The following is a 26889-nucleotide window of genomic DNA, read 5'->3' on the forward strand; positions in this document are numbered from 1 at the left end:
ACCGCCGTTTTGAGCGCGAGATGAGGGCATCATGGATTTGCAGCTAAGCGGCAAGCGGGTTTTGATCAGCGGCGCGGAGCGCGGCACGGGCGCGGTGATTGCCGGCACACTGGCGCGCGAAGGCGCGGCGGTGGCGCTGCACGGGTTTTCCCGCAAGAAGGCGGAAGGGGAAGCGGCGCGGCTACGGGACGAGGGGCTGACCGCCCATGCCGTGAGCGGCGATCTTTTGACCGATGACGGCGCGCGTCAGGCTTATGAAGAAGCAGTGGCGGCGCTGGGCGGCCTCGACATTCTCATCAACAATTACGGCATTGCCGACGGCAAGAAATGGGCAAGCGCCGAGACGGTTGATTGGGAGACCTCTTACAATCACAATGTCCTGACGGCACAGCGCCTCTCCCGCCTTGCCATGGGGCCCATGAAAGAACTGGGCTGGGGGCGCATTCTCAATCTCGGCACGATCGGCTCCACCCAGCCTGCCGCCGAGCGCCCGCATTATTATGCGGCAAAAGGCGCGATGGCGGCGATGACCGTCTCCCTTGCCAAGGAACTTGGCGGAACGGGCGTGACGGTCAATCTTCTCAGCCCCGGTCTCATCCGCACAGCGGAAGTGGAAGAATGGATTGCGCGGCTCGCCGCCAAAAGAGGCTGGGGCGAGAGCTGGGAAGAACGCGAGCGCGAGGCGGTGAAACTTTTCGGCGGGAACCTGACCGGGCGAATCGCAACGCGCGAGGAAGTGGCGGATGCCGCTGCGTTTTTATGCTCGCCGCGCGCCGGCGCCATCAATGCGGTCAATCTGCGCATCGACGGGGGCAGCGTCGCGCTCGTGACATGAGGCGCGCGCATTCTGCCTGCCCCTGCGGCAACTTGCGGCAGAGGATAGCTTGCGCCAGATTGCTCATCGCTTCATGACACCCTATATGAGCGATAACAAGAACACCGCTGAGGGAGGCGGACGCCATGCAGGAATTCCGGTTCGATTTATGCACGCTGCCGCCGGAGGCCGAAGCGCTGCGCAAGGAAGTGCGTGCCTTTTTGGCCGAGGAGCTGAAAGACCTGCCGGCAGTAACGCGCGCGCAGACCTGGATGGGCTTCGATGCGGAGTTCAGCCGCAAGGTCGGCGAGAAAGGCTGGATCGGCCTCACCTGGCCGAAGAAATATGGCGGCCATGAGCGCAGCGCCTTCGAACGCTATGTGGTGCTGGAAGAAATGCTCGCCGCCGGGGCGCCGGTGGGCGCGCATTGGATAGCCGACCGGCAAAGCGGGCCGCTGCTTCTGAATTTCGGCACCGAAGAACAGCGCCAGATGCTGCTGCCGGAAATCGCCAAGGGCACCTGCTTTTTCTGCATCGGCATGAGCGAGCCGGATTCAGGCTCCGACCTTGCCGCAACGCGCACCCGCGCGGAAAAAGTGGAAGGCGGCTACAAGGTCAACGGCACGAAGCTGTGGACCTCAAACGCCCATAAAGCCCATTACATGATCGCGCTTTTCCGCACGCATTTCGATCCCGACAATAAACATGCCGGACTGACGCAGTTCCTCGTCGATCTGAAAACGCCGGGCATCACGATCCGTCCGATCACGGATCTTGCGGGTAATGCGCATTTCAATGAGGTCGTTTTCGAAGACGCTTTCGTGCCGGACAATATGCTGGTGGGAAGTGAGGGCAGCGGCTGGGGCCAGGTGACGGCGGAGCTTGCCTATGAGCGCTCGGGACCGGAACGCTATCTTTCAAGTTATCTCCTGCTCCAGGAAATGGTGGGCGAGCTGAAAGCGCGCGGCGACAGCTCCGCCGACGCGGAGATCGGCCGTCTCATTGCCGAGCTCGTGACCTTGCGGCAAATGTCGCTCTCCGTCGCCGGGATGCTGGAAGCGGGTGAGAACCCGGCGCTCGAAGCCTCGGTGGTCAAAGACCTCGGCGCGATTTACGAGCAAGGCCTGCCGGTGAAAGCCCATGAGCTTCTGGGCGGCGAGCCGCGCCTTGCGGGCGGCAGCGATTATGAAGAAGTGCTGGGCTATCTCGCACAGGTCGCGCCTTCTTTCTCGCTGCGCGGCGGGACACGGGAAATCCTGCGCGGGATCATCGCGCGCGGGCTTGGTTTGCGCTAAGGGCAGGGGACGGACATGAACGAGTTGCAGACCATACTTTCCGATACCGCGAACCGTTTGCTTGCCGACCGCGTCACCCGCAAGGTGCTGGAAGCGGCGGAAGCGGGCGAGTGGCAAGCAGGGCTCTGGCAGGCGCTGGAAGAAAACGGCCTGCCGCGCGTCCTTGTGCCCGAAAGCGACGGCGGGGCCGGCGGCGGCTGGGCGGAAGCGAGCATCGTTTTGAAGGCGGCCGGACGGCATGCCGCGCCCGTGCCGCTGGGTGAGACGATTTTGGCCGGCTGGCTTCTTGCCAAAGCCGGGATCCAGATGCCGGAAGGACCGGTGACGCTCATCAGCAGCGGGGCCATGATCGAGAAGGGAAAAATTACCGGCAAGGCGCCGGGCGTACCTTATGCCCGCCATGCAGGGCACGGCGTTGTCCTGCACGCCAAGCCCGATGCGCAATCGACCACGATCGCGCTCGTAGAGCTTAAAGGCGCCGCCATCGAAGAGGACGTCAATCTGGCGCGCCAGCCGCGCGACACGGTAACATTTAGCGGCGAGGAAGCGGCCGAGAGCGGAGAGATTCCCGGCCTTGTGGATGTGAAACTTTGGGGCGCGCTGCTGCGGGCCTGTGAGATGAGCGGCGCGCTTTCCAGCCTTTTGGAACAGACCGTGCAATATGCAGGCGAGCGCAAACAATTCGGCAAGCCCATCGGCAAGTTTCAGGCGATCCAGCAGCAGCTTGCGGTTTTAAGCACGCATGTCGCGGCTGCGAATGTCGCCGCCGCCCACGCCTGCACCGCAGCCGACAAATACAGCGATAAGGGAAGCGCGCGCTTTGAAATCGCGGTGGCGAAAATCCGTGCCGATGAAGCGGCGAACCTTGCCACCGGCATTGCCCACCAAGTGCATGGCGCCATCGGCTTTACCTACGAACACAGCCTGCATTTTGCCACGCGCAGGCTCTGGAGCTGGCGGGCGGAATTCGGCAGCGGGCGCGACTGGGCGAAAGAGCTCGGCCATGCGGCCATCGAGCGCGGCGGCGAAGCGCTCTGGCCTTTCGTGACGGCCCGCTAGGACAAAATTTCGGCACTCACAACCACCATTACCGATTGGGGATTTGACATGAATGTTTCCGAAGCGCTTGCGACGCGCATTACCTGCCGCGATTTTCTCGACACGCCCGTGCCGCCCGAAACCGTGCGCAAGATTCTGGAAAATGCCAAACGCGCGCCTTCCGGCGGCAATCTGCAGCCCTGGCATGTCTGGGTGCTGGGCGGCGACAGGCTGAAAGAATTCAAGAAGCTGATCGCCGAGAAACTGCCGCAGAACCCGGCGGGCGAGGGCACGGAATACGACATCTATCCCAAGGGGCTGAAAGAGCCATACCGCAGCCGCCGCGCCCAGTGCGGGGAAGACATGTACGGCACGATCGGCGTGGCGCGGGAAGACAAGACCGGACGCATGATGCAGTTCGCGCGCAATTTCGACCTCTTTGGCGCGCCGGTGGCGCTCTTCTTTGCGATGGACCGGCAGATGGGCTACGGCCAATGGGCCGATCTTGGCATGTTCATGCAGTCGATCATGCTGAGCGCGCGCGAAGAAGGCCTGCACACCGCCCCGCAGGAGGCCTGGGCGATCTGGTACAAGACACTGGGCGAGTTCCTGAACATCCCGGAAGACATGATGCTCTTCTGCGGCATGGGGCTCGGCTATATGAACGAAGAAGCGCCCATCAACACGTTGCGCACGGCCCGCGCGCCGCTCGAGGAATTCGTCGTTTTCGACGGAATTTGATCGCGCGAATGACCGGCGGCGGGTGATCTTTCCTTGCACCCGCCCGCCGTCTCCTGAAAACTGAATGCCATGAAACGAGGGTATTCATCGCCGGTTCACGCGCGCCGGGCTAGAACTGGCGCCATGATGACACGGGCTTCCATATCGCTTTCGGCACTGGCGGCGCTGCTTATAGCGCTGGCGGGGCCTTTTGCGGCGGAAAGCGCGGCGGCGGACCCCTTCCGCTCGAACTGGGCCAACCCGCATGCAAGTCAGGACGACGCGCGTGAAGGCGTGCAGTCGGGCCGGCTGGTCTCGCTCGATAAGGTGTTGGGGCGCGTGCGCGCGCAGGTGCCGGGGCGGGTGCTCGATGCGGAGCTGACGCAAGGCCGCTCGCCGATCTACCGGATCAAGATTCTTTCGCCGAGCGGCGGGGTCGTTCATGTCATCGCGGATGCGCGCACGGGTGATATCCTGCGCGTGCAGGGACGCTAAGCCGCGGGCTGAAGGAGACGGCATATGAGACTGCTTGTTGTAGAAGACGATCAAACGCTGTGCCGGCAACTGAAAGAAGCGCTGGAGGATTCCGGTTATGTGGTCGATACCGCCCATGACGGCGAGGAAGGCCATTTTCTGGGCGATACCGAACCTTATGACGCGGTGATTCTCGATCTCGGCCTGCCGGAAATGGACGGCGTGACGGTGCTGGAAAAATGGCGCCGCAATAACCGCAATTTCCCCGTCCTCATTTTGACCGCCCGCGAGCGCTGGTCGGACAAGGTGGAAGGTTTCGATGCGGGTGCGGACGATTATGTCACCAAGCCGTTTTATACCGAGGAAGTACTGGCCCGCATCCGTGCGCTTTTGCGCCGGGCGGCGGGGCACGCGACAAGCGAGCTTGAATGCGGCGAGCTGCGCGTCGATACGCGCGCCGCGCGTGTGACTTTGAGCGGCGAGCCGGTGAAACTCACCTCGCTCGAATATAGGTTGCTGGCTTATCTCATGCATCACCAGGGCCGCGTCGTCTCGCGCACCGAACTTGTCGAACATCTTTACGATCAGGATTTCGACCGGGATTCGAACACGATCGAGGTTTTCATCGGGCGCCTGCGCCGCAAGCTTGGCAAGGATGCGATCGAAACCGTGCGCGGGCTCGGCTACCGCCTTTCCATGTCACAAGATGCGGCTTGATCTGAACAGTCTTTCCTCCCGCCTGATCGCCGCGGCGACGGTGTGGATCGGGCTTTTTCTGCTGCTGGCAGGTATTGGCCTCACCTCGCTGTTCCGCCAGTCGGTGGAGCGCAGCTTCGACAGCAATCTGGAGGTTATGCTGGACGGGCTCGTCGCGGTGGCGGAAGTCTCGCCCGAGGGGCGCATCTCGCTTCAGCGAACACCTGCCGAAACGCGCTTCGACCGGGCTTATTCCGGCTGGTACTGGCAGATCACACCGCTCGACAGCGCGGCCGTTATCGAGGCGGTGGAGGAAAATGAAAGCGCGGATAGTGAGGTGATGCGCTCCCGCTCGCTCTGGGATATTACGCTGCCGCTCAAACGCCTCGCCGCGCTTGAAGAAGACGATGAGGGCGGGCTCCGGCGCGGTTACATGGCAGGGCCGCAGGATCAGCGTCTGCGCGTGCTGGAGCGGCGCCTGGCATTGCCGGAAAATCCGCGCGTCATTTCATTTGCGCTTGCCGCCGACACCTCCAGCATCGATGCGGAGGTCGCGCAGTTCAACGGCTTCGTCATTGGCGGGCTTTTCATGCTGGGCGGCGGGCTCGTCATTGCGCTGGTCATTCAGGTGCGTTTCGGCCTCCGCCCGCTGGAGAATGTGCGCAGCGCCTTGCGCGATATCCGCACCGGGCGGCAGACGCGGCTGCATGGGGAATTTCCCGCCGAGATCAAACCGCTGGCGGATGAGCTGAACAGCCTGCTCGATTACACGACGGATGTGCTCGAGCGCTCACGCACGCATGTGGGCAATCTCGCCCATGCCTTAAAAACGCCGCTCAGCGTGCTCACGAATGAAAGCCGCCGCTCGGACGGTGCGCTCGCCGGGCTCGTTGAGCGGGAAGCGGCGGCGATGCGCGAGCAGATCGACCATCATCTCTCCCGCGCTCGGGCGGCCGCCTCTGTCCGTGTGCTCGGCGCGTTTACCCCGCTTGAGCCTTTGATAGAGCGGATGGAGCGCACACTTGCCCGCATCTATCTCGACAAGAATCTCTTGATCGAGGCGGAGTGTGAGGCTGGGCTCGCCTTTCGCGGGGAAGCGCAGGACATGGAAGAGCTTGTCGGCAACCTGCTCGACAATGCCTGCAAATGGGCGGAGCGGCGGGTGCGGGTTCGCGCCGGTCCGACGCCGGGCGATGAGAGTATGTTGACGCTTCTTGTCGATGATGACGGACCGGGCCTGAGCAGCGAAGAGCGGGAAAAAGTGCTGGACCGTGGCGCGCGGCTCGATGAACGAAAGCCCGGATCGGGGCTCGGCCTTTCCATCGTCAAGGATATCGCCGGGCTTTATAACGGCGCGTTCACGCTGGAAGAAAGCCCGCTCGGGGGGGTGCGCGCAAGGCTCGTGCTGCCCCGCGCCAAGGCCGAAAACTAGGCGGGCGAAACCCCGCGCACAGGCGGGAACCTGAACCGATTATGAACGTTCCATTCACACCAGGCATAGGTCGAAGCGCTTAGTCTTAGGACCACAGTGCAAGGACGCACGGAAAGGACAAGGTGTGAAATGCGCATTCTAAAATATTTCGCGATCGGCTTGGTCGCCATTTCCCTGGGCGCTTGCGCGAACACGGGCATGGGACCGAAACAGACGGGCGGTACGGTGCTTGGCGCGATTGCCGGCGGTGTGGCCGGTTCGCAGTTCGGTTCCGGCAGCGGGCGTCTTATCGCCACCGGTATCGGCACGCTTCTGGGCGCGGCTGTGGGTAACAATATCGGCCAGAGCCTCGACCGGGCCGACCGGCAGTATCTGCACAATGCCTCCTATCAGGCATTCGAGACCGGTAATACCCAGCGCTGGAACAACCCGCAAAGCGGTCACTACGGCGTGGTGGATCCGGCCCCGGCTTACCAGTCCGGTAACAACTACTGCCGTGAATATCAGCAGACCATCTATATCGATGGTGAACCGCAGACCGGCACCGGCACGGCTTGCCGCCAGCCGGACGGCACCTGGCGCATTGCCGGGTAAGCGCCGCGCAAAAGGATGGAAAGGGCCGCTCCGGGAAACCGGGCGGCCTTTGCTTTATTCGGCGGCTTCTTGTTTCAGGTTTTCTGCTTCCGCCAGAAGGTCGGCAACGGTGGCCGTGCGCTTTAGAACGCCGCGCCGGGCTTCATCGAGCCGGGCAAAAAGGGCGTCGACCGCCTCATCGGAGTGAACGTCCATGCTGGAAAGCGCGCCGGCCTGAACGCCGCGGCGCACCGTCTCGATCGCCTCATCGATATCCGATTGGGCGGCATCGCGCCCCGGCATGATGCGGCCCCCCTGTTCACTGACGGCAAGGAAGCCTGCCTCGCGCAGGGGATAGATGATGTCCTCAAGGACGCCGAGCGGCACATTGAGACGGCGAGCGAGCACGGCGGCAGGCCAGAGCCGTCCACCCTTTTTGAAGGCGCGGTGGGTGATGACGAGAACGGCAAGGGTGATGCGGTCCGTGTCCCGCATGGTGAGCCGTGCAACGCCGAGCTCCGGTGAAAGGTGACGGCGGTTCTGATAATAATAAGAGACAGAGCAGCCCGTCAGGAGAATGAGCCAGGCGGCATAGAGCCAGATCATGAAAAAGACGAGACTGGCAAAGGCCGAATAAATCGCCGCATAACGCGCGGAGGTGACGACAAAGGTAGCAAAGGCCCAGCCCGTCGCCACCCAGATGAGCCCGGCGGTCAGACCGCCCAGCATGGCGGCGCCCGGCTGTACATGGGTATGCGGGATCACCTTATAAAGCAGCGAGAACATGCCCACCATGACGATATAAGGCATGATGAGACCGATATATTGCAGCGTTTCCTTGATGGGCAGCACGGTGGCGGCGTCTTCCACGATTTCGGAGGAAACGGCGGTGGCCATGATCCCGAAGGCAAGGAAAAGGGCGAGGGGTCCAAGCAGGCCGACGCTCACGAATTCCGTCAATTGCCGGGCAAGCGAGCGGCCTGAGCGCACATGCCAAATCTCATTGAACGCCTTTTCGATCTTTTGCATGGTCGAAACCAGCGTATAGATGAGAAAGACAAGGCCGACGGAACCGAGCACCGAGATATTCACCTGCTCGACAAAGGCGAGGGTGCGGTCGGTGATCTCCGCCCCTTGTGCGCCAAGCGGGGCAAGGAATTCGCGCATTAAATCCGCGACATGATTCTGTACGCCGAAGGCTTTCAGCACAGCAAAGATAATGGCCAGTACCGGCACAAGAGCGAGCAGCGTCGTATAGACCAGGCTCATGGCCTGCTGGTTCGCCCGCCCGGCGATCAGATCGTGCACGATCACCCAGGCGATGCGCCCGGTGAAAATAGCGGCGCGGACCGGGCGGTTGTCTTGGGGCAGCGGCGTGTCCCAGAGAAGGGTCCTGACACGAAGAATGGGATTGATTTCCGCCAGATCGGGAATGCGCATAGGCGTTCAGCTTTCCATCAACTCGCCGAACCGTGATCGGCCCGTTATTTCAACGTCAAGGGCTCGTTAAGTCTAATAGTGTTAGTCTGCTCAACGGTAGATTAACCAAATTCTGACCGGACGGAAACAGGCTGCAGATGCTGGACGAAATATCGGATGCGCAAAAGGCCTCGCGCCTGAGCTCTTATCTGACGTCGCTGCCGGCCGGCATGGCGCTCAAATTGCTCTCGGGCATCGAGCGCGCCGTGGTGGCGGGGGAAGAAGCCGGCTTGCCGATCGAGTTTATCCGGCATGCGGTGCGCCCTGTCGCCCGGTCGCTGGAAGGCTCGCGCCCCGGCTATGCGACGGCGCAGCGCCGCTTCTGCCTGCCGTTCGAAGACTTGCTCATCAATCAGCGCCGGGGCCGCAAGATCCCCGGGCTCGTGCCGCGCTCCTCCATCACGCCGATCTGGGAAGCGCTGCGCGGCGATCTGTTGCCGGACACGTTTCCGAGCCTTATCGAAAATGTCTCGCGGCATATTCTGCAAGGCGATAACGAAGCGCTGGGCGCTTCGCTCTCCGTAATGCGCCAAAGCGCGGCGCGGGCGCTTTTGGATGCGGGCCGGCGGGCCCGCAGCGATCCTGCTTTCCGGGAAATGATCGATAAACGCCTCGGCAGCGCGGATGTCAGAGACGATGCAGTGGATATCGCTCATGCGCTGGCGATAGGTGACGACATTCTCTCGCTCAGCCAGAAGCTTCCCGACGAAATCGAGGAATTCGATGAAGGCTGCCTAAGGCTGGTGCGCGAGACCTATGACCGCGTTTACAAGGAAGCGCCGGATCATTCGCTTCACGTCGCGCTGGCGGTGATGGGGCGGATGGAACAGCCCTGGCAGATCATGCGTCTTGCCCGTTCCATCGCGCGGCAGAATTCGGACCTTCTGATTGCGCGCACGGATCTCGCTGCGCTGGGCGAGCGGCTGCTCATTCAGAGCGAAGATATTTGCGTGCGAGTTTGCGCCCTGCGGCCCGGCGTTACGTCGCTTGAACCCATGGCGGAGGAGGTGATGCAGCTCGCCAATATCTCCAAAGGGTTCCGTGAGGAAATCGATCTTGTGCGTTATGGCGAGTGGGAAAAAAGAGTTTTCGCCGTGCGCCAGAAAATGAGCACGGTGATCGGCGATCATCTGGCCCGTTTCGAGCGCGATCTGCATGGGGCCTTGCCGCTGCAGCAGGCCGGCGCTTTCGGGAAGGCGGGAGTGACCCGCGCCGATCTTTCCAAACGCATGTCGCTGGAAAAGGCTGAAAAAGTCCGCGCCTCGTTCCGCTTCATGCTGGCGACCTGGGCGCGCGCCGATGTGCTGGGCGTCTCGCAGATCTATCGCGACCTGCGCCATATGCTGGATGCTTATCTGGCGCTTTATACCGAGGCGCTGCTGACGGAACTGCGTTTTGCTGCGCAGAAGCCGGAAATGGAACCCCCGGCCGCCGCTTTTGCCGCTGAGCTTCTGGGGCTTCTGGAAGGCGAGGAAGCTGCCGCACTTTTCCGCCGCCGTGTGCAAGTGGCGCTACGCGAGACGGTAGGCGCGGCATAGGCAGAACGGGTCGAAGACCGTTCAGCCCGTAAATTCTTCCTCATAGGCAAAAAGACCGGGCATGCCGCCGGTATGCAGAAAGACGACGGTCTCCTCCGGGCCGATCTCGCCTCTGAAAATCATAGCGATCATCGCCGCCATGGCTTTGCCGCTATAGACGGGATCAAGCAGGATGCCTTCTGTCTGCGCCAGCGTGGAAACGGCGGCTTTCATTTCATCCGTCGGCACCCCGTAAGCCTCGCCCAAAAACCCGTCCGCGATCTCAAAGCGCTCCGCGCCCACCCGGCGCACGCCGAGCCGGTCCGCCGTGCGTTCGGTCAGATCGGTCAGGTCTTCAAGCATTTTTTCCGTGTCGTGCCGATAAACATTGATACCGGTAACGCGCACATCACTTGCCCGCTCGGCAAGCCCCGTCAGGAGGCCGGCCTGGGTGCCCAGACTGCTCGAGGCATGGACGATGCGGGTGACGGCGATCTGCTTTGTCGCGGCCTGGTCGAGAATTTCACCGGCAGCGCGCGCATAGCCGATGGCGCCGACGGAATTCGAGCCACCGACGGGAATGAGATAGGGCGTGCCGCCCGCCTTCGATATGTTGCCCATCACGCGCTCGAACACCTCTGCCGCATCCGCCTTGCCGTCTTCGATGACAAGATCTGCGCCGAGCACTTTGTCGAGGAGGAGATTACCCGAGCGCCGGTAAAGCGCGCCCTGATAGGGCACGGTGTCGAAAAGAATGAGCGTGCAGGCAAGCCCCGCCTTGGAAGCTGCCGCCGCCGTCTGGCGGGCATGGTTGGATTGCAGCGCGCCGGCGGTGATGAGCGTGTCGGCATTTTGCTTGCGCGCCTCGCCCAGAAGATATTCGAGCTTGCGGGTCTTGTTGCCGCCGCCTGCAAGCCCCGTCATGTCGTCGCGTTTGATATAGAGCTGCGGGCAGGAGCCGTTTTCCGCCGCGATGACGGCGCGCAGGTTCATCAGCTCTTGCAGCGGCGTTGGGGCTTCGAACAGCTCGACATGAGGCAGCAGGGAAAAGGGACCGGGCATGAAAGCTCCAATGCTTAGATGATGTTCTGCGTACGCAAGGAGTTTATGTCCTCCTCGCTATAGCCATATTCGGAAAGAATGTCGTCGGTATGCTCACCGAGGAGCGGGGCGCGGTGGCGGATCTCGCCCGGGTTACCGGACAGGCGCACCGGGGTTTCCATGAGCGGCGCCTCACCCTCGATACCGGGAAAGCCCATGGGGTGGAGATAGCCCATGGCTTTAATATGCGGATCGTCGAGCGCCTGCTGCGGGGTATAGACGGGACCGGCGGGAATGCGCGCGGCATCGAGCTCATCGAGCGCGGCGGCAACCGTGCGCTCCGCGCACCATTCGCTCATGCGCTGGCTCAGCACCTCGCCATTGTCGCCGCGGGCCAGATCGTCCTTGAAGCGCGGATCGGTGAGCCAATGGTCTTCGCCCATGAGCTTTGCCCAGCGCTTGAAGAGGGGCAGGCCGATACATTGCACCATGATCCAGCCGTCCTTGGCCTTGAAGATATCGACGGGCCCGGCATAGGGACTGCGGTTACCGATCCCTTCCCGGTTCGTCTGACGCAGGGACTGCTCGATCAGATGGAAATTGAAGAAGTTGAGCGCGGTGGCGAGTAGCGCGCCTTCCACGACCTGGCCCTTGCCGGTTTTCTGCCGCTCAAAGAGGGCCGCCATGGTGCCGAAGGCGGCAAGGGAGGCGGTGCCGAAATCCACCCAGGGCGCGTAGCTTTTCATCGGCTCGTCCGCATGGCCCGTCAGATGCGCTGCGCCGCACATGGCCTGCGCCACGCCGTCGAAGCCGACGCGGTTCGAGTAAGGCCCGCCATGACCGAAGGCGGAAACGGTGGTCAGGATGATGCCGGGGTTGATGGCGCTCAGTGTCTCATAATCGAGACCCATGGCCTTCAGCGTCTGGGGCGGGAGATTGGCGACAACCACATCGGCCTTGGCGACCATGGCGCGCACGACTTTCCGCCCCTCATCGCTCATGGGATCGAGGGTCATGCCGCGCTTGTTCCGGTTGAGCTGCAGGAACATGGTGCCTTCGCCGCCTTCTCCGGCGCCCGCGCCCGGCCGGAAGGGCTGGACGAAACGGTCCTCGCTCCCCTCGCGCTTTTCCACGCGAATGACTTCGGCGCCCATATCCCCCAGCAGCGTCGCGCAATAGGGCCCGGCAATATAGCGGCCGAAATCCAGCACTTTGATTCCCGATAAAATACCGCTCATGTCGGCCTCCCGCTGCGCTTATTCCCATAATTTCAAGTCTTTGGCCGCACTATGCCTGCCAAAGAGGAATATTTCCATTTTCTTTACCTGCCAAAACTAGGCTCTTGCCCGGGTAACCTTGAGTGAACCCAAAAGGGGGAGGGGAACACTCCGTGGAGGCAAGGCCGGACAAGCCCGCGCCATCCGCCACATCCGAGAGCCATAGAAAGCGGCCCATGAATATTTATAGGTGGGACGGCGAGTTCTCGGACAGGCAGGAGGAAGCGGCTTTTTTAATGGCGACATGGAATGTCGTCCTGTCCCGCACGCGCGTCGCCATCGCCGCCGCGGTGATCTTTCTGCTCGCCAGCAGTTCCGATTTTCTGCATCACGGATTTTCCCTCGTCTATTTCGAGCTTCTGGGCGCGCGCCTTGCCGCTTTCACGGTGTGTCTTGCGCCCATCGTGCTTTTCAGACGCGGTCATGATTGGCAGGTTTTCTTCTTCGGGCTGACGCTCGGGGAGTTTCTCGTCTTTCTCGTCGCGATGACTGCCCATGCGGTGAACGGAGACGAGCTTGCGCTGGTCAGTATCAGCGCCTTTGCGATCGTCGCCGTGATCTATTTCGGGGTGCCGAACCGGCTGATCTACACCGCGCCCGTCGCCATTCTCTCAAGTGTCATTCACGTGGCGATGAGCTATGGGATTTTGGGGGCAAGCACGCCGGAAACCGCCCAGCTCATGCTTTCCTGGACGGCGCTGCACATTATCGGCATTCAGACGATCCGCATTTCCTCGCAATTGCGTCGCTCCGAGCATCGCACCATTCATCAGTACCGGGCGCTGACGACACGGCTGCGCCGGGAAATGAGCGACCGCTGGCAGGCCGAAGGCGTGGCGCAGCTCAATGAAGAAAATTTCCGCACGGTTTTCCGCGCCGCGCCCATCCCGCTGGCGCTGGTGCGTCCGCAGAACAGCCGCATCATCCAGGCGAACAAGGCCGCGCTCGATCTTTTCCGGATACCGGAAGACAAGGCGGATACGATTAGCCTCGCCAGTTTCTTCGGGGACGATTTCAAGCAGCTTGCCGCCATCGGCCGCGATTTGAGCGAGCAGGGGGAAATCGAGCTGAAGCTGAGTTCCTATGACGGCGGCGAGATTTGGGCGCAAGTGGCGGGCGCTGCGATCCGCTACCGGGGCGGGCCGGCCATTCTGCTCGGCCTGCACGATGTAACGGAACGGCGCAAGGAAGCTGAAGACCTGCGTCTTGCCCGCGACCAGGCAACCGCGGCGAGCAAATCGAAGAGCGAATTCCTCGCCAATATGAGCCACGAGCTCAGGACGCCGCTCAATGCGATTATCGGTTTTTCCGAAGCGATCGAGCGGGAAATTTTCGGCCCGCTCGGTTCCCAGCGCTATCAGGAATACGCCGCCGATATTTATGAAAGCGGTATTCATCTGCTCAATGTCATCAACGACATTCTCGATCTGTCCAAGATCGAGGCCGGGCGTTTCGATCTCAGCGAACATGAGATGGATGTGCGCACGGTCTTGAATAGCGCCAGCGTCATCGTCAAGCCGCGTGCGCAGCAGGCAGGCGTCCAGCTTGTAATCGATGCGCCGGACGAAGAGCTTTATCTCTACGCCGATGAGCGCGCGCTGAAGCAGGTGCTGATCAATCTGCTCGCCAATGCGGTGAAGTTTTCGCTGCGCGGCGGCACGGTGCAGCTCAGCGTGGAGACGGACGATACGCATATGCACCTGAAAGTGCGCGATGAAGGCGTGGGCATGGACCCGGAAGACATTCCCCGTGCGCTTCAGCCCTTCACGCAGGTGGACGGATCGCTCTCACGCGCCCATGAAGGAACGGGGCTCGGCTTGCCGCTTGCTAAACGCCTGGTGGAGCTGCATGACGGCACGCTTTCCATCGAAAGCGCGCTGGGCGAGGGCACGACAGTCACTGTCAGCCTCCCGATCTCCCGTCTTGTCGATCAGCCGCTCTCCGGTGAGGAAAGCTCCATCATCGTGATTTAGTTCTCGTCAGGCGCAGTCGGCGCTTCAGGCTCGGGCAAAAGGCCGGGCCGGTAACGCGCGGCGATATGCGGCTCGAGAGCTTCTTCCTCGAAGAGCACCGGCTTCATTTCCATATCCGCAAAGAGCGGGGCCTGATCGGCAAAATGCGGCGAGGCTTCATCGAGCGTCGCCGAGCCGAACTGATGAATGCTCTGCGAGTTCAGCGCTCCGTCCTCATCCCATTCGACGAACATGATGTAGGTGTCGCCCGCCCGTGCCGTCAGTGTGCCATCGTCATTTGGCTCGCCCCCGTAAACGGCGCGCAGAATATCGGGCCCGCCATCGAGCGGCAGATCGACCTTGCCGCGCCGCAAGCGGTTGAGCTCGCCCCATGGCGGGTCGAGCCGGCCGAAATTGTCCATCAGAACGTCCACGGCATCGGCGAGCGCCTGGCGCAGCGGCGGGGCCTCGGTGCCGCGCAGCTCCGCCATGATGAGCGGCTGCAGGGTAAGGACGCCAAGGGCGGCATGGCGGTTTTCCTGGTCCGTCCCGAGGTTCCAATCGGCCAGATGTTTCTGTGCGGCGACAAGGTCTTCATCGTCGCTGAGGTCCATGGTCAAAATGGCCGCCCGCGTGAGCCCCACTTTGGAGGCGGGGCTGTAATAAAGGTCGTATTTATAAGCGGCGAATTCCTCTGCGCTGATTGCCTCGTCGCGGGAAAGCAGTTCTTCTGCCCGGAAAGCCCGGTTCGTCATTCCCGTTTCGATGCCCATGAAGGCGGGAAATTGCGCGGGCGAGAGATTGTCCGCCGCCGCCGTTGCGCGGAAAGGCGTGTTATTGGCGTTGAAAACGTAACCCGATTTCGGGTTGATGAGTTTCGGCACCTCTTCGAAGGGCAGGTAATTGCGCCAGATAAGGTCGGAGCGGTCGCCGGGCAGATAGGCCTGCCAGTCCCAGCCTTCCGCGCGGTCCGGGAACTGCGCATTATAGATATAGGCGATATTGCCATCCTTATCGCCATAGACGTAGTTGATGCTGGGCAGGGCCTGCATCTTCATCGCCGCAATCCATTCCTCGAAATTGCGCGCCTTGTTGAGGCGGAAATATTGCTCGGCCTGGCGGAGCTCGTTCATGCCCGCATAGCGGATGGCATAAGCGCCATGATCCGTTTTCAGCACCGGCCCATGCTCGGAAAAGAACACATCGCGCGTCACGGTCCAGTAGAAGGGGCCGAAGAGCTTGACCTTGATCTCCGCTTCTTTGCGCTCGAGCTCTTTCCATTCCCCGTCGAGGAGATACTGGTTCTCGTTCTCCGGGTTCAGTGTGAGCACATAGACATCGGCGAGATCGGGTTTGTTGACCGTGTTCGCCCAGCCGAGATAGCGGTTATGGCCATGCAGCATGAAGGGCGAGCCCGGAAAGGCGCCGCCTGCCACATCCCAGCCCTCTTCGCTTTTCAGCCGCACCTCATACCAGGCAACCGGCCCTGCATAAGGCTGGTGGGAATTGACAAGAAGGCGCGTGTGCCCGTCATCCGAGCGGGAAGGGGCAATGGCAAAGCCGTTAGAGCCTGTGGGATAGACCGGTTCATCGACAGGCAGAAACGCAGTCTCCGGATTTTTGGAGATCGAGCGTTTACGCTCCGGTTCGAAAAGCTCCATGAGCTGCTTGTCGAGGCCGTAAAAAAACGGGGTCTTGAAAACGAATCCGGCGGCAATGTCTTTGCCGGTCATGGGCGCAAGGCCGGGTTCGACCTTCTCGGGGTGAAGGGCAGCGAAGAGATTGATGCCATGAGCATAGGCTTCCAGCACCGCGCGGGTTTCCTCGCTCAGTGCCGTCTCATATTGCGCCTCCACCGTCTCCCAAACCTGGAGAAGGTGAACGATATAATCGGTAACGGCGGCATCAGGGCCCTTCACCGCGCCGAGCTTGCCGCGCGTGGCAATGGCGACTTCCTGAATGGTCGCAAAATCGTCCTCGGCGTGGGCATAGCCAAGGCCGTAGGCAACATCGGCATCGCGGGGACCGTAAATATGCGGCACGCCCCAATTGTCGCGGCGGATTTCAACATCGTATTGCCGGGCGGTTTCCAGAAACGGCGCCGGGTCCCAGGGCGCCGGGCGGGTTACATGCGCGTGGATCGTAAAAATGGCGCCCGCGCCAAAAACCGCCGCGATCAGCCCAAAGAGGCCGGTCAATAGAACCCGCTTCATTCCCTCACCCTCGTCCCTGGCTGCAGCCGCCTGCCTCACGCAGAAATGCGCGGGCGGCGAATGGCCGCAGCCTTATCGTTTCTGTTCTTATGCGGGCCTACTATGATGGCGCGCGGACGACCCGTCCAGCAGCAAGGGGAATTGAAAGGACACATCACATGCAACTTGCCGCGATCGGCAGTTGGCTGCTTTGGCCTCTTATGGCGCTGCTCACCGGAGCGGTGCTGCTTTTCGTGCTGCGCCCGCTGCGCCGCTCGCCCCCCGGACGTGAACGGAGCGGGGAAACGCTGATCTATGAAGAACAGTTGCGCGAGCTGGAGGCCGATGTCGAGCGCGGCACGCTGAACCCGAAAGATGCCGAGCCCTTGCGCCGGGAAATCTCACGCCGTTTGCTCGCTGCAGCGGACGGGACAGGCCACGAGAAACAGGGCCGTCTCGTCTCTTTGCGCATGCTGAAAGTCATCGGCTTTGCCGCCGTCATCGGCGTGACGGGTGTGACGCTGATCCTTTATCTCGCGCTCGGCCAGCCGGGCCTGCCCGACCAGCCGCAAAAGGCACGGCTTGAAAAACCATTGGATGAGCTTTCCGTGCCCGAGCTTGTGGCCCGCCTCGAACGCCGCTTGCGGGAGAACCCGGAAGATCTGCGCGGCTGGAAGATCATCGCGCCCATCTATCTGCAGCTTGGCCGCTACGATGCGGCGATCGAAGCCTATGGCCGCTCCATGCAGCTGGAGGGGCGCACGGCTTTCGGGCTTGCGGGGCTCGCCGAAGCGCTGACCCTTTCCTCCGAAGGGGTGGTGGTGCCGCCCGCGCGCCAGGCATTTGCCGCAGCCCTTGAGCTTGAGCCGGAGCAGGCCAAGGCCCGCTTCTATCTGGCGCTGGGCCAGGCCCAGGACGGGGATGTGGCGGGTGCGCTGCGTGAATGGGAAGCGATCCGCGCCGATGCGCCGGAAGATGCGCCCTGGACGGGCATGCTCGATGCCGCCATTACCTCGGCGCGGCGCCAGCTTGAAGCGCCGGCTAGCGCTCCTGAAGCGCCTGAGGCAGAGCCGCAAGCCGAATAGCGCCATTTATCCCCGCCTGCCGGTTAAGGCATAGTCTTGCCTGATGCTGAACGAATCGGTGTCAGGGGGAGGCTAAATGGGCGAACTGGAAAAACGGACCGCGCAGGCGATCGTCAATATTTTCGAATCCGGCAAGGCGGCGGGTGATTACGGCGCGGTGACGGTGCTGGCGGGCGATAGCGGGCATCTGACCTATGGCAAGGCGCAGACGACGCTGGCAAGCGGCAATCTCTATCTCTTGATCAAGGCCTATGTGGAAAGCGCCGGCGCGCTTTACGCTTCGGCGCTCAAGGAATACCTGCCCGCGCTGAAGCGCTGCGAGGCGAGCCTCGACAATGATGCCCGTCTGCGCTGGGTGTTGCAGGAGGCGGGCGCGGACCCCGCCATGCAGGACGTGCAGGATGGATTTTTCGACCGGGTCTTCTGGAAACCGTCGGCGGATGCTGCCCGCGCCCTTGGCATCAAAACGCCGCTTGGACTTGCCGTCGTCTATGACAGTCACATCCACGGGTCCTGGCGCTATTTGAAGGGCCGGGTGGAAGAAAAGGCGGGTAAAGCCTCCACCATCGGCGAGAAACGGTGGATTGCCGCTTATGTGGGCGAGCGTAAAGCCTGGCTCGCCAGCCACGACAACCGGCTGCTGCGCCGCACGATCTACCGCATGGAAGCCTTCGAGGAACTGATCGCCGCGGGCAATTGGAGCCTGGCGCTGCCTCTGACCGTGCGCGGGGTGCGCATCGATGCGGATATTATCGATTACCATCCTCCGGTCAGGGTTTCTGCGGAAGGAGCCGAAGAGCGGCTTTTGCTCCTGAAATCGCCCCCCATGACGGGCGAGGATGTGCGGGCGCTGGAAGAAGCGCTGAAACGGCACGGATATGTGATCAATACGGATGGCGTTTTCGACGAAAATCTGGAACGGATCGTCAAGGACTTCCAGCAGCTCGAAAGACTGACCGCGGACGGGATCATCGGCGCCTCGACCCGCGCGGCTTTAGGGATTTAACGGCGGTAAAGCGCGGTTTTCCGCGCCGTGCCGCGTCGATTTGGCTCTTTGCCAGGAAAAGCTGCGCGCTTTATATCAGGTAAGCTGAGGGCAGAGCAGGAACGGGACCGGATTTATGACACGCAAACAGCGCCGCGCCAGTTTGATCGGGGCAGGGTTGGTTATTCTCGCGGCGGCGGTGGGCCTGGTGCTGACCGCGCTGCAGGACAATATCGTTTTCTTCTATAGCCCGAGCGACATTGCCGAGCGCGGCACGGAGCCGGGCGAACGCTTGCGGCTCGGCGGGCTGGTGGCGGAAGAAAGCGTGACGCGCGGCGAGGGCACGGATGTGCGCTTCGATGTGACCGATTTCGCCGCGACCGTGACCGTCACCTATAGCGGCACGCTGCCCGATCTCTTCCGCGAAGGCCAGGGCGTCGTCACCGAAGGCGTGCTCGGAGCGGACGGTGTTTTCGTTGCCGATACGGTGCTCGCCAAGCACGACGAAAATTACATGCCCCCGGAAGTTGCCGACGCGCTGAAGCGCACCGGGAATTGGCAGGGCGAAGGGGCGGAGAAAAGCCATTCGGAAACCTATGGAGAGGGAACCTATCCGTGATCGCTGAAACAGGCCATTTCGCCCTCGTTCTTGCGTTCGCGGTGGCGCTTCTCCAGACCGTTCTGCCGCAGATCGGCGCCTACCGGCAGGATGCGCGGCTGATGGCGGTGGGCGTGCCGGCGGCGCAGGCGCAGTTCCTGCTCGTCCTTCTTTCTTTCGCCGCATTGAACGCAGCATTCGTGACGTCCGACTTTTCGGTCTATGCGGTGGCGCAGCATTCTCATTCCGCCAAGCCGCTGCTTTATAAGATCACCGGTGTCTGGGGGAACCATGAAGGCTCGATGCTGCTCTGGATCCTCATTCTTTCGGTCTTCGGCGCGGCGGTGGCGACCTTCGGGCGCGATCTGCCCGACAGTTTGCGCGCCCGTGTGCTTTCCGTTCAGGCGCTGATCGGCGTCGCCTTTCTCGCCTTCCTGCTTTTCACCTCGAACCCGTTCACGCGGCTCGATCCTGCGCCCATCGATGGCGGCGGTCTCAACCCGCTCCTGCAGGACCCGGCGCTCGCCTTTCATCCGCCCTTCCTCTACATGGGCTATGTCGGCTTTTCGATGGCGTTCTCTTTTGCCGTTGCCGCGCTTCTCGAAGGCAAAGTCGATCCGGGCTGGGCGCGCTGGGTGCGCCCCTGGACGCTTGCAGCCTGGATGGCGCTGACGCTCGGCATCGCCATGGGCTCCTGGTGGGCCTATTACGAGCTTGGCTGGGGCGGCTGGTGGTTCTGGGACCCGGTGGAAAATGCGTCCCTCATGCCCTGGCTCGTCGGCACGGCGCTTTTGCATTCAGCCATTGTGGTGGAAAAGCGCGGCGCACTGAAAAGCTGGACGATCCTGCTTGCGATCTTCGCTTTCTCGCTCAGCCTTATCGGCACGTTCCTGGTGCGCTCGGGCGTGCTCACCTCCGTTCATGCTTTTGCGACGGACCCGGAACGCGGGCTCGTTATTCTGGGCATACTTGCCTTCTTCATCGGCGGGGCGCTGACGCTTTACGCGTGGCGGGCGCCGCAGCTGAAAGGCGGCGGGCTTTTCGCGCCGGTCAGCCGCGAAAGCGCGCTGGTGCTCAACAATCTTTTCCTCGCAGCGGCAACGGTGGCTGTGTTCGTCGGCACGCTTTATCCGCTGGGGCTCGATGCGCTGACGGGTGAGAAGATTTCCGTCGGCCCGCCTTTCTTCAATATGACCTTTGTGCCTATCGTGTTGCCGCTTCTTTTGCTGGTGCCGCTCGGCCCGCTGCTTGCCTGGAAGCGGTCGGATATTTACCCCGTTCTGCAGCGGCTTTTCGCGGCGGCGGGGCTTGCCATTCTCACCATCATCGCCGTTGCGGCGGTGAGAGGCGAGGGGCCGTGGCTCGCGCCCATCGGCCTCGGGCTTGCCGCCTGGCTCGTCTTCGGTGCCTTTTCCGACATCGCCTACCGGGTGAAAGCCTTCAAGGTGCCCGCCCGCGAGAGCCTGCGCCGGTTGCGGCATCTGCCCCGCGCGGTCTGGGGCTCGACGCTGGCTCATGCCGGGGTCGGTATCATGGTGGCGGGCATTGTCGGCATTTCCGCCTGGCGCGTTGAAAGTGTGGCGGCCATGGCGACCGGCGACGTGCTGGAGGTCGGCGGCTATGAACTCATGCTGGCGAATGTCGGGGCCTATGAGGGACCGAACTTCCGCGCCGAGAAAGCCGAATTCATTGCTGTGAAAAACGGCCGTGAGATTGGCCGGCTGCGTCCTGAAAAACGCGTCTATCCGGTGCAGAACATGCCGACCACGGAAGCGGCGATCTACACCGCCTGGATTTCCGATCTCTATGTCGTGCTGGGCGACCGGCGCGGTGAGAACGAATGGACCGTGCGCGCTTATGTAAACCCGCTCGTCCCCTGGATATGGATCGGATCGGTGATCATGGTACTGGGCGGGGCAGTCTCGCTTTCCGACCGGCGTTACCGGCTCGGTATTCCCTTTGCCCGGCGCAAAGCGCGGGTGGCGGCGGAAGGAGCAGCATCTTGATGCGCGGGCTCTTCAATAAGAGTGCGGCGCTTTGCCTCTGCGCCGTGCTTTGGATGGGTTTTGCCCTTCCGGCAGGGGCGATCGAGCCCGGCGAGAAGCTCGACGACCCGAAGCTGGAGGAGCGCGCGCGCGAGCTTTCCCGCGAATTGCGCTGCCTTGTCTGTCAGAACCAATCTATCGATGATTCCGATGCGCCGCTGGCGCGGGATCTGCGCCTTCTGGTGCGCGACCGGCTGAAGGAAGGCGATAGCAACGAGGAAGTGCTGGACTATATCGTGGCGCGCTATGGCGACTTCGTGCTTCTGCGCCCGCCCGTGCGCCCGGAAACCTGGGCGCTTTGGGCCGCGCCCTTCGCGGCGCTTCTGATCGGCGGCGTCGTGGTGTTCGTGCTCTTCCGGCGTAAAAGGGAAGAGGGGGCGGAAGCCGCGCCGCTTTCCCCGGAAGAAGCGGCCCGGCTCGATGCACTGCTCGAAGAGTCGGATACGAAAACGCGTGAATAGGAACGCGTTTCCCGTCACACTTCCTCTTTAGATTGGCTGCCGGGCGGAACGTTTGGCGAAAAACAATCGGAGAGAAAGATGGCCGTTCAATCCGAAAAGATCACCTTCAAAGGCGCGCTCGGCGAGGAGCTGGCTGCCCGGCTTGACCGGCCGGACGGGCCGCCGCGTGCCTACGCACTTTTTGCGCATTGCTTTACCTGCTCGAAGGATGTTTTCGCCGCCTCGCGCATCGCCTCCGCGCTCGCCGAGCGGGGCATTGCCGTGCTACGGTTCGATTTCACCGGGCTCGGCATGAGCGGCGGTGATTTTTCCAACACGAATTTTTCATCGAATGTGGCCGACCTTGTCGCCGCTGCCGACTTTCTGCGTGAGACCTATGAAGCGCCCGACATTCTTGTCGGTCACAGTCTGGGCGGGGCGGCGGTGCTGGCGGCGGCGGAGAAAATTCCCGAGGCGGCGGCCATCGCAACGATCGGTGCGCCCGCGGATGCGGCCCATGTCGCGCATAATTTCGGTGAGAAGATTTGCGAGATCAACGAAAACGGTGAAGCGGAAGTCATGCTCGCCGGGCGCAGCTTCACCATCAAACAGCAGTTTCTCTACGATATCGAAACCTCGCGGCAGCGCGATCATATCGGCAAGCTGAAAAAGGCGCTGCTCATCTTTCATGCTCCCCTGGACGAGCAGGTGGGCATCGACAATGCTTCGGAAATCTTTCTTGCCGCCAAGCACCCGAAAAGTTTCGTCTCGCTCGACAATGCCGATCATCTTTTAACGCGGAAAGAAGACGCGGTTTATGTCGCCGATGTGCTAACCGCCTGGGCGCAGCGCTATATCGAAACCCCTGCGCCGGTGGAAAAGCCGACGGGCCAGGAGGGCAGCGTCAGCGTGGCAGAAACGGGCGCAGGCAAGTTTCAGCAAAAGGTAGAGATCGGTCCGCACAGCTTTCTTGCCGATGAGCCGGAAAGCGTGGGCGGCATGAATTCAGGCCCTGCGCCTTACGACTGGGTTCTGGCCGGGCTCGGCGCCTGCACTTCCATGACTTTGCGTATGTATGCCGATGCCAAGAAATGGCCACTTAAGGGGGTTAGCGTACACCTTGAACATAGCAAGGTGCATGCGGAGGATTGCGAAGACTGCGAAGAAAAATCCGGCGCCAAGATTGATCTCATGACGCGTGAGATCGCGCTGCTGGGCGATTTGAGCGATGAGCAGCGCGCAAGGCTGATGGAAATTGCCGATAAGTGCCCCGTGCACCGGACACTGGAATCGAAAGTGCGTGTCGAAACCCGCCTTGCGGATGAGGTCAAATAAGGCAATTTCTGGGCGGATCAAATTAAAGAAATTTAATCGCGCGGACAGCGTGCCGTAAGCTCACACTTCCTATGTTCATACTCAAGGATGTCCTTCATCACAGGGGTAGCGAACATGACGGATCATGTGAAAAACGCAAAAACCACTTCAGCAAAAAGTAAAGCGGTGCGGCCCATTGCGCTTGCCGCCGCGTTGGCCGCAGCCGGGATCATCGGCTATGGCGCGGGCAGCACGAGCCCTGATGTCGCCCGGGCGGCCTCCAATCCTTTTGCGGAAAACCGCCAGGAAAGCACGGAGATCGAGCCCGTCGCCCCGTCCAATGCGCCGGCAAGCTTTGCCGATGTGGTGGAACGTGTGGGACCTGCGGTGGTGAGCGTGCGCGTGACGCAAAAGGCGGAAGCTGGGCCTGCAGCGGGTATGGACCTGCCGCCCGGTCATCCGCTTGAGCGCTTCTTTAAGCAGTTTGGCGCGCCGAATGGCGGCGGCAGTCAGCCTGCACCCAAACGCCAGGCGCAAGGGTCCGGTTTCTTCATTTCCTCTGACGGCTATGTGGTGACGAACAACCATGTCGTTGAAGGCGGTGAGGAAATTCTGATCGCCCTGAGCAATGGAGACGAGCTGAAAGCCAAGATCGTCGGCACCGACCCCAAGACCGATCTCGCACTGTTGAAAACCGAACCTGAAAAAGCCATGCCCTATGTGGCTTTTGCGCCGGAAGACAATTTGCGTATCGGTGACTGGGTGGTGGCCGTGGGCAATCCCTTCGGCCTTGGCGGCACGGTAACCTCCGGCATCGTTTCGGCGCGCGGGCGCGATATCGGCGCGGGACCTTATGACGATTTCATCCAGATCGATGCGTCGATCAACCGCGGCAATTCCGGCGGGCCGACCTTCGATCTGGCGGGCAACGTTGTGGGCGTGAACACCGCGATCTTCTCGCCCTCCGGCGGCAGTGTCGGTATCGGTTTTGCGATCCCCGCCAATGTGGCCCAGGACGTAATTGCCGATCTGAAAGAACATGGCAGCGTGACGCGCGGCTGGCTCGGCGTGTCCATTCAGCCGGTGACACCTGAAATTGCCGAAAGCCTCGGCCTTGAAGAAGGTGAAGGCGCGCTTGTCGCCGATGTCATGAAAGGCAGCCCGGCGGACAAGTCCGGCCTTGAGACGGGCGACGTCATTTTGGCTATTGACGGTAAGAAGATGAAAGACGCGCGGGATGTGAGCCGGGCGGTCGCCGGTTACGACCCCGGAACGGAAGTGAATTTCGAATTGCTGCGCGAAGGCGATGAGCAGGATGTCGAGGTGGTGCTCGGCGAATTCCCAAAAGAGCCACGCCAGGTGGCCGCGCGTGAAGGCGCCCCTGCCGGGAAGGTTGGTGAGCTTGGTTTGGCGCTGACCTCCGGACCGGACGGCGGCGTGGTCGTGCAAGGGGTCGACCCGCAAAGCGAGGCGGCGGCCAAGGGCGTGCGCCCCGGCGATGTGATCGTCAAGGTGAATGGCCGCACGGTCTCCAACCCCGGCGAACTTGAAACGCGAATCGAAGAATCGGGCAAAAGCTCGGTGCTGCTTCTCCTGCGCAATGAGAGCGGCCAGCACTTTGTCGCCCTCTCGCTAAAAGATGCGTGATGGCGCGGGCAGGTCGGGCGCGTGCCGGGCCTGCCCCGCAATCCCGTAATTATGGGCCTGTTATGCGTTTTGGCCCTTAAGGCCGCACCGGTGATCCGTCCCCCTAGCCGGTGCGGCTGCCCCCTTTTCCTTTAAAACTCAAGTGAGGCGAGGATGACAGCCCAGCCGTTTTTGACGCATGATGTGTGCGCGCTCGAACCGGAAACGGAAAAGAGAGAAGGGGAGGAACGAGGTAAGGTGCGTATCCTTGTTATCGAGGACGACATCGAGGCGGCGACCTATGTGGTCAAAGGCCTGCGGGAAAGCGGCCACATCGTCGATCATGCCGGCGATGGCGAAGAAGGCGTGACGCTGGCGCTTTCCGGCACTTATGACGTGATGGTCGTGGACCGCATGCTGCCGAAACGCGACGGCCTTTCCGTCGTCGAGGCGCTGCGCGAAAATGCCGATGCAACGCCCGTTCTCTTTCTCAGCGCCTTGGGGGAAGTGGATGACCGGGTCAAAGGCCTGCGGGCGGGCGGCGACGATTATCTCACGAAGCCTTTCGCCTTTGCCGAGCTTCTGGCGCGGATCGAGGTGCTGGCGCGCCGGGCGAACCCGGATAGCGTGCAGACCAAGCTGTCGGTCGGCGATCTGGAACTCGACCTTCTCACCCGTAAGGTGCAGCGGGCGGGGCAGGATATCGACCTGCAGCCGCGCGAGTTCCGCCTGCTCGAATATCTCATGAAACATAGCGGTCAGGTGGTGACGCGCACCATGCTTCTGGAAAATGTCTGGGAATATCATTTCGATCCCCAGACCAATGTGATCGACGTGCATATTTCCCGGCTTAGATCGAAGATCGACAAGAATTTCGGCGAGCCGCTTTTGCACACGATCCGCGGTGCGGGGTATTCGCTGCGTGCTGCTGACTAATCTCCTTAAAACCTCGACGTTCCGGCTGGCGGTGATCTATCTCGCCTTGTTCGTGACGTCGGTGATCGCGCTTTTGGGGTATATTTACTGGAACACAGCCGGCTTTCTCGCCCGCCAGACCGACCAGGCAGTGGAAGCGGAGATACAAGGCCTTGCCGAGCAATATGCGCAAGGCGGGCTGCCGCTTCTCGTTCACACGGTCATTCAGCGCTCGCGCGATCCGCGTCAGAGCCTTTATCTCGTGCTCGATCCGCGCGGCAACGTGCTGGCGGGTAATCTCGACAGCAAGCCCGCCGCGCTGCAAGGGCCGGACGGCTATGTGGAATTCAACTATCAGCGCCGCACCATGGAAGGGGTGGAGCGCCATGCCGCCCGCGCCCGTTACATCGAACTGCCGGAAGGATTCTTTTTGCTGGTGGGGCGCGATGTGGAGGAGCGGCGCAATATCGAAAGCCTGATCACTGCCTCGCTCATTTGGGCCGTGGCGCTGACGCTGGGGCTCGGGCTCATCGGCGGGCTGATCATGAGCCGCAACATGCTGGCGCGTCTCGACGACATCAACCGTACGAGCCGGGAGATCATGCGCGGGGATCTGGCCCGGCGTATTCCCGTTTCCGGTACAGGTGACGAGCTCGACCAGCTTGCGGGCAATCTCAACAATATGCTCGAACAGATCGAGGCCCTGATGATGGGGATGCGTGAGGTGACGGACAATGTCGCTCATGATCTGCGCAGCCCCTTGAACCGGCTGCGCAACCGGCTGGAAGTGACGCTGATGAAGCCGGCAAGCGAGGCCGACTACAAGGACGTGCTGGAAAAGACGATCAGCGAGGCGGATCACCTTCTGGCGACGTTCAATGCGCTTCTCTCCATCGCCCGGGCCGAGGCGCGCAGCTCGCGCGAAGCCATGGTGGATGTGGATATTTCCGCGCTGGTGCTGGATGCGGTGGAGCTTTACGAACCCGTCGCCGAGGAAGCGGAGTTGACCTTGAAGGCGGATGTGCCGGAAGGCCTCAAACTTTTCGCCAACCGCGAAATCCTCTCCCAGGCGATTGCCAATCTCATCGACAATGCCATCAAGCATGGGCGCAAGGGCGAGGAAGGGGGCGAGATCACCGTCAAGGCGGCGCTTGCCCATGGCCGTGTGGTGCTCAGCGTTTCGGACAATGGGCCGGGCATTCCGGAAGCCGACCGGGCGCGGGTGCTGGAGCGTTTCGTGCGCCTTGAGGCAAGCCGCAACACGCCGGGCAGCGGGCTCGGGCTGTCGCTCGCCGCCGCCGCGGCGCGCCTTCATAATGGCCGCATCACCCTTTCGGATGCAGAGCCAGGACTCTGTGTAACGCTTTCTCTGCCCGTCTGA

General features: G+C 61.8%; 23 protein-coding genes. 19 read left to right on the forward strand and 4 right to left on the reverse strand.

Going from position 1 to position 26889, the window contains the following annotated elements; all coding sequences use genetic code 11:
- Window positions 1-31: 31 nt before the first annotated feature.
- The 8 genes from ACOQOT_RS04995 to ACOQOT_RS05030 all read left to right on the forward strand — a co-directional run bounded on the left by ACOQOT_RS04995 (window position 32) and on the right by ACOQOT_RS05030 (window position 7063).
- Entirely contained in the window at window positions 32-835 is an 804-nt protein-coding gene (locus ACOQOT_RS04995) for an SDR family NAD(P)-dependent oxidoreductase (protein WP_420561275.1), read from the forward strand.
- 125 nt (window positions 836-960) lie between these two features.
- Complete coding sequence (locus ACOQOT_RS05000) at window positions 961-2109, forward strand: acyl-CoA dehydrogenase family protein (protein WP_420561276.1); 1149 nt, start codon at window positions 961-963, stop codon at window positions 2107-2109.
- A gap of 15 nt (window positions 2110-2124) precedes the next feature.
- Window positions 2125-3168, forward strand: coding sequence for an acyl-CoA dehydrogenase family protein (locus ACOQOT_RS05005; protein ID WP_420561277.1), 1044 nt, complete (start codon window positions 2125-2127; stop codon window positions 3166-3168).
- A gap of 48 nt (window positions 3169-3216) precedes the next feature.
- A complete protein-coding gene (locus tag ACOQOT_RS05010) occupies window positions 3217-3888 on the forward strand; it encodes a nitroreductase (protein ID WP_420561278.1) in 672 nt (223 codons plus the stop codon).
- A gap of 123 nt (window positions 3889-4011) precedes the next feature.
- Window positions 4012-4362: a PepSY domain-containing protein gene (locus tag ACOQOT_RS05015; RefSeq protein ID WP_420561279.1), complete on the forward strand. Its 351-nt coding sequence runs from the start codon at window positions 4012-4014 to the stop codon at window positions 4360-4362.
- 24 nt (window positions 4363-4386) lie between these two features.
- The gene (locus ACOQOT_RS05020) at window positions 4387-5058 is read left to right on the forward strand and encodes a response regulator transcription factor (protein WP_420561280.1); all 672 of its coding nucleotides are present in this window, start codon (window positions 4387-4389) and stop codon (window positions 5056-5058) included.
- On the forward strand, window positions 5048-6469 hold the full coding sequence (locus tag ACOQOT_RS05025; protein WP_420561281.1) for a sensor histidine kinase: 1422 nt from the start codon (window positions 5048-5050) through the stop codon (window positions 6467-6469). The genes ACOQOT_RS05020 and ACOQOT_RS05025 overlap by 11 nt, the downstream gene beginning before the upstream one ends.
- A 129-nt stretch (window positions 6470-6598) precedes the next feature.
- Window positions 6599-7063: an RT0821/Lpp0805 family surface protein gene (locus ACOQOT_RS05030; RefSeq protein WP_420561282.1), complete on the forward strand. Its 465-nt coding sequence runs from the start codon at window positions 6599-6601 to the stop codon at window positions 7061-7063.
- A gap of 54 nt (window positions 7064-7117) precedes the next feature.
- Here ACOQOT_RS05030 and ACOQOT_RS05035 read toward each other — a convergent pair whose 3' ends face one another.
- A complete protein-coding gene (locus ACOQOT_RS05035; RefSeq protein WP_420561283.1) occupies window positions 7118-8482 on the reverse strand; it encodes a YhjD/YihY/BrkB family envelope integrity protein in 1365 nt (454 codons plus the stop codon).
- Between the two features lie 137 nt (window positions 8483-8619).
- On the opposite strand from ACOQOT_RS05035, the gene ACOQOT_RS05040 reads away from it, so the two are divergent.
- Complete coding sequence (locus ACOQOT_RS05040; RefSeq protein ID WP_420561284.1) at window positions 8620-10059, forward strand: hypothetical protein; 1440 nt, start codon at window positions 8620-8622, stop codon at window positions 10057-10059.
- Window positions 10060-10080: 21 nt separating this feature from the next.
- Here ACOQOT_RS05040 and ACOQOT_RS05045 read toward each other — a convergent pair whose 3' ends face one another.
- Window positions 10081-11100: a D-cysteine desulfhydrase family protein gene (locus ACOQOT_RS05045; protein ID WP_420561285.1), complete on the reverse strand. Its 1020-nt coding sequence runs from the start codon at window positions 11098-11100 to the stop codon at window positions 10081-10083.
- A 14-nt stretch (window positions 11101-11114) separates the two neighbouring features.
- A complete protein-coding gene (locus ACOQOT_RS05050) occupies window positions 11115-12317 on the reverse strand; it encodes a CaiB/BaiF CoA transferase family protein (RefSeq protein WP_420561286.1) in 1203 nt (400 codons plus the stop codon).
- Between the two features lie 215 nt (window positions 12318-12532).
- Here ACOQOT_RS05050 and ACOQOT_RS05055 point away from each other — a divergent pair, with 215 nt between their 5' ends.
- Window positions 12533-14329, forward strand: coding sequence for a sensor histidine kinase (locus ACOQOT_RS05055; protein WP_420561287.1), 1797 nt, complete (start codon window positions 12533-12535; stop codon window positions 14327-14329).
- On the opposite strand, the gene ACOQOT_RS05060 is transcribed toward ACOQOT_RS05055, so the two are convergent.
- Window positions 14326-16521 (reverse strand): acylase, encoded by a 2196-nt coding sequence (locus ACOQOT_RS05060; protein ID WP_420561288.1) that lies wholly within the window; start codon window positions 16519-16521, stop codon window positions 14326-14328. The two genes, ACOQOT_RS05055 and ACOQOT_RS05060, sit on opposite strands and share 4 nt — an antisense overlap.
- Before the next feature lie 158 nt (window positions 16522-16679).
- Here ACOQOT_RS05060 and ccmI point away from each other — a divergent pair, with 158 nt between their 5' ends.
- The 9 genes from ccmI to ACOQOT_RS05105 all read left to right on the forward strand — a co-directional run bounded on the left by ccmI (window position 16680) and on the right by ACOQOT_RS05105 (window position 26889).
- On the forward strand, window positions 16680-17585 hold the full coding sequence (ccmI, locus tag ACOQOT_RS05065; protein WP_420561289.1) for a c-type cytochrome biogenesis protein CcmI: 906 nt from the start codon (window positions 16680-16682) through the stop codon (window positions 17583-17585).
- Between the two features lie 76 nt (window positions 17586-17661).
- Complete coding sequence (locus tag ACOQOT_RS05070) at window positions 17662-18591, forward strand: chitosanase (protein WP_420561290.1); 930 nt, start codon at window positions 17662-17664, stop codon at window positions 18589-18591.
- 115 nt (window positions 18592-18706) lie between these two features.
- Window positions 18707-19189 carry a cytochrome c maturation protein CcmE gene (ccmE, locus tag ACOQOT_RS05075; protein ID WP_420561291.1) on the forward strand — a complete coding sequence of 161 codons (483 nt, stop codon included), beginning with the start codon at window positions 18707-18709 and terminating at the stop codon, window positions 19187-19189.
- The gene (locus ACOQOT_RS05080) at window positions 19186-21174 is read left to right on the forward strand and encodes a heme lyase CcmF/NrfE family subunit (RefSeq protein ID WP_420561292.1); all 1989 of its coding nucleotides are present in this window, start codon (window positions 19186-19188) and stop codon (window positions 21172-21174) included. The genes ccmE and ACOQOT_RS05080 overlap by 4 nt, the downstream gene beginning before the upstream one ends.
- A complete protein-coding gene (locus ACOQOT_RS05085) occupies window positions 21174-21674 on the forward strand; it encodes a cytochrome c-type biogenesis protein (RefSeq protein ID WP_420561293.1) in 501 nt (166 codons plus the stop codon). Before ACOQOT_RS05080 ends, ACOQOT_RS05085 begins: the two co-directional genes overlap by 1 nt.
- 78 nt (window positions 21675-21752) lie before the next feature.
- Window positions 21753-22988: an alpha/beta fold hydrolase gene (locus tag ACOQOT_RS05090; protein ID WP_420561294.1), complete on the forward strand. Its 1236-nt coding sequence runs from the start codon at window positions 21753-21755 to the stop codon at window positions 22986-22988.
- A 114-nt stretch (window positions 22989-23102) separates the two neighbouring features.
- Window positions 23103-24614 (forward strand): DegQ family serine endoprotease, encoded by a 1512-nt coding sequence (locus ACOQOT_RS05095; protein WP_420561295.1) that lies wholly within the window; start codon window positions 23103-23105, stop codon window positions 24612-24614.
- Window positions 24615-24767: 153 nt separating this feature from the next.
- Window positions 24768-25529, forward strand: coding sequence for a response regulator transcription factor (locus ACOQOT_RS05100; protein WP_420561296.1), 762 nt, complete (start codon window positions 24768-24770; stop codon window positions 25527-25529).
- Entirely contained in the window at window positions 25516-26889 is a 1374-nt protein-coding gene (locus ACOQOT_RS05105; RefSeq protein ID WP_420561297.1) for an ATP-binding protein, read from the forward strand. Before ACOQOT_RS05100 ends, ACOQOT_RS05105 begins: the two co-directional genes overlap by 14 nt.

The sequence above is a fragment of the Tepidicaulis sp. genome (genome assembly GCF_965222285.1).
Taxonomy (GTDB): domain Bacteria; phylum Pseudomonadota; class Alphaproteobacteria; order Parvibaculales; family Parvibaculaceae; genus Tepidicaulis.

Excerpts from the sequence above, each read along its gene's own strand:
- ACOQOT_RS05045 (WP_420561285.1), bottom strand. The coding sequence starts at position 11,100 with ATGCCCGGTCCCTTTTCCCTGCTGCCTCATGTCGAGCTGTTCGAAGCC.
- ACOQOT_RS05020 (WP_420561280.1), top strand. The coding sequence starts at position 4,387 with ATGAGACTGCTTGTTGTAGAAGACGATCAAACGCTGTGCCGGCAACTG.
- ACOQOT_RS05090 (WP_420561294.1), top strand. The coding sequence starts at position 21,753 with ATGGCCGTTCAATCCGAAAAGATCACCTTCAAAGGCGCGCTCGGCGAG.
- ACOQOT_RS05050 (WP_420561286.1), bottom strand. The coding sequence starts at position 12,317 with ATGAGCGGTATTTTATCGGGAATCAAAGTGCTGGATTTCGGCCGCTAT.
- ACOQOT_RS05005 (WP_420561277.1), top strand. The coding sequence starts at position 2,125 with ATGAACGAGTTGCAGACCATACTTTCCGATACCGCGAACCGTTTGCTT.
- ACOQOT_RS05030 (WP_420561282.1), top strand. The coding sequence starts at position 6,599 with ATGCGCATTCTAAAATATTTCGCGATCGGCTTGGTCGCCATTTCCCTG.
- ccmE (WP_420561291.1), top strand. The coding sequence starts at position 18,707 with ATGACACGCAAACAGCGCCGCGCCAGTTTGATCGGGGCAGGGTTGGTT.
- ACOQOT_RS05015 (WP_420561279.1), top strand. The coding sequence starts at position 4,012 with ATGATGACACGGGCTTCCATATCGCTTTCGGCACTGGCGGCGCTGCTT.
- ACOQOT_RS05035 (WP_420561283.1), bottom strand. The coding sequence starts at position 8,482 with ATGCGCATTCCCGATCTGGCGGAAATCAATCCCATTCTTCGTGTCAGG.
- ACOQOT_RS05100 (WP_420561296.1), top strand. The coding sequence starts at position 24,768 with ATGACAGCCCAGCCGTTTTTGACGCATGATGTGTGCGCGCTCGAACCG.
- ACOQOT_RS04995 (WP_420561275.1), top strand. The coding sequence starts at position 32 with ATGGATTTGCAGCTAAGCGGCAAGCGGGTTTTGATCAGCGGCGCGGAG.
- ACOQOT_RS05040 (WP_420561284.1), top strand. The coding sequence starts at position 8,620 with ATGCTGGACGAAATATCGGATGCGCAAAAGGCCTCGCGCCTGAGCTCT.
- ACOQOT_RS05095 (WP_420561295.1), top strand. The coding sequence starts at position 23,103 with ATGACGGATCATGTGAAAAACGCAAAAACCACTTCAGCAAAAAGTAAA.
- ACOQOT_RS05085 (WP_420561293.1), top strand. The coding sequence starts at position 21,174 with ATGCGCGGGCTCTTCAATAAGAGTGCGGCGCTTTGCCTCTGCGCCGTG.
- ACOQOT_RS05010 (WP_420561278.1), top strand. The coding sequence starts at position 3,217 with ATGAATGTTTCCGAAGCGCTTGCGACGCGCATTACCTGCCGCGATTTT.
- ACOQOT_RS05055 (WP_420561287.1), top strand. The coding sequence starts at position 12,533 with ATGAATATTTATAGGTGGGACGGCGAGTTCTCGGACAGGCAGGAGGAA.
- ACOQOT_RS05000 (WP_420561276.1), top strand. The coding sequence starts at position 961 with ATGCAGGAATTCCGGTTCGATTTATGCACGCTGCCGCCGGAGGCCGAA.
- ACOQOT_RS05070 (WP_420561290.1), top strand. The coding sequence starts at position 17,662 with ATGGGCGAACTGGAAAAACGGACCGCGCAGGCGATCGTCAATATTTTC.
- ACOQOT_RS05060 (WP_420561288.1), bottom strand. The coding sequence starts at position 16,521 with ATGAAGCGGGTTCTATTGACCGGCCTCTTTGGGCTGATCGCGGCGGTT.
- ACOQOT_RS05025 (WP_420561281.1), top strand. The coding sequence starts at position 5,048 with ATGCGGCTTGATCTGAACAGTCTTTCCTCCCGCCTGATCGCCGCGGCG.
- ccmI (WP_420561289.1), top strand. The coding sequence starts at position 16,680 with ATGCAACTTGCCGCGATCGGCAGTTGGCTGCTTTGGCCTCTTATGGCG.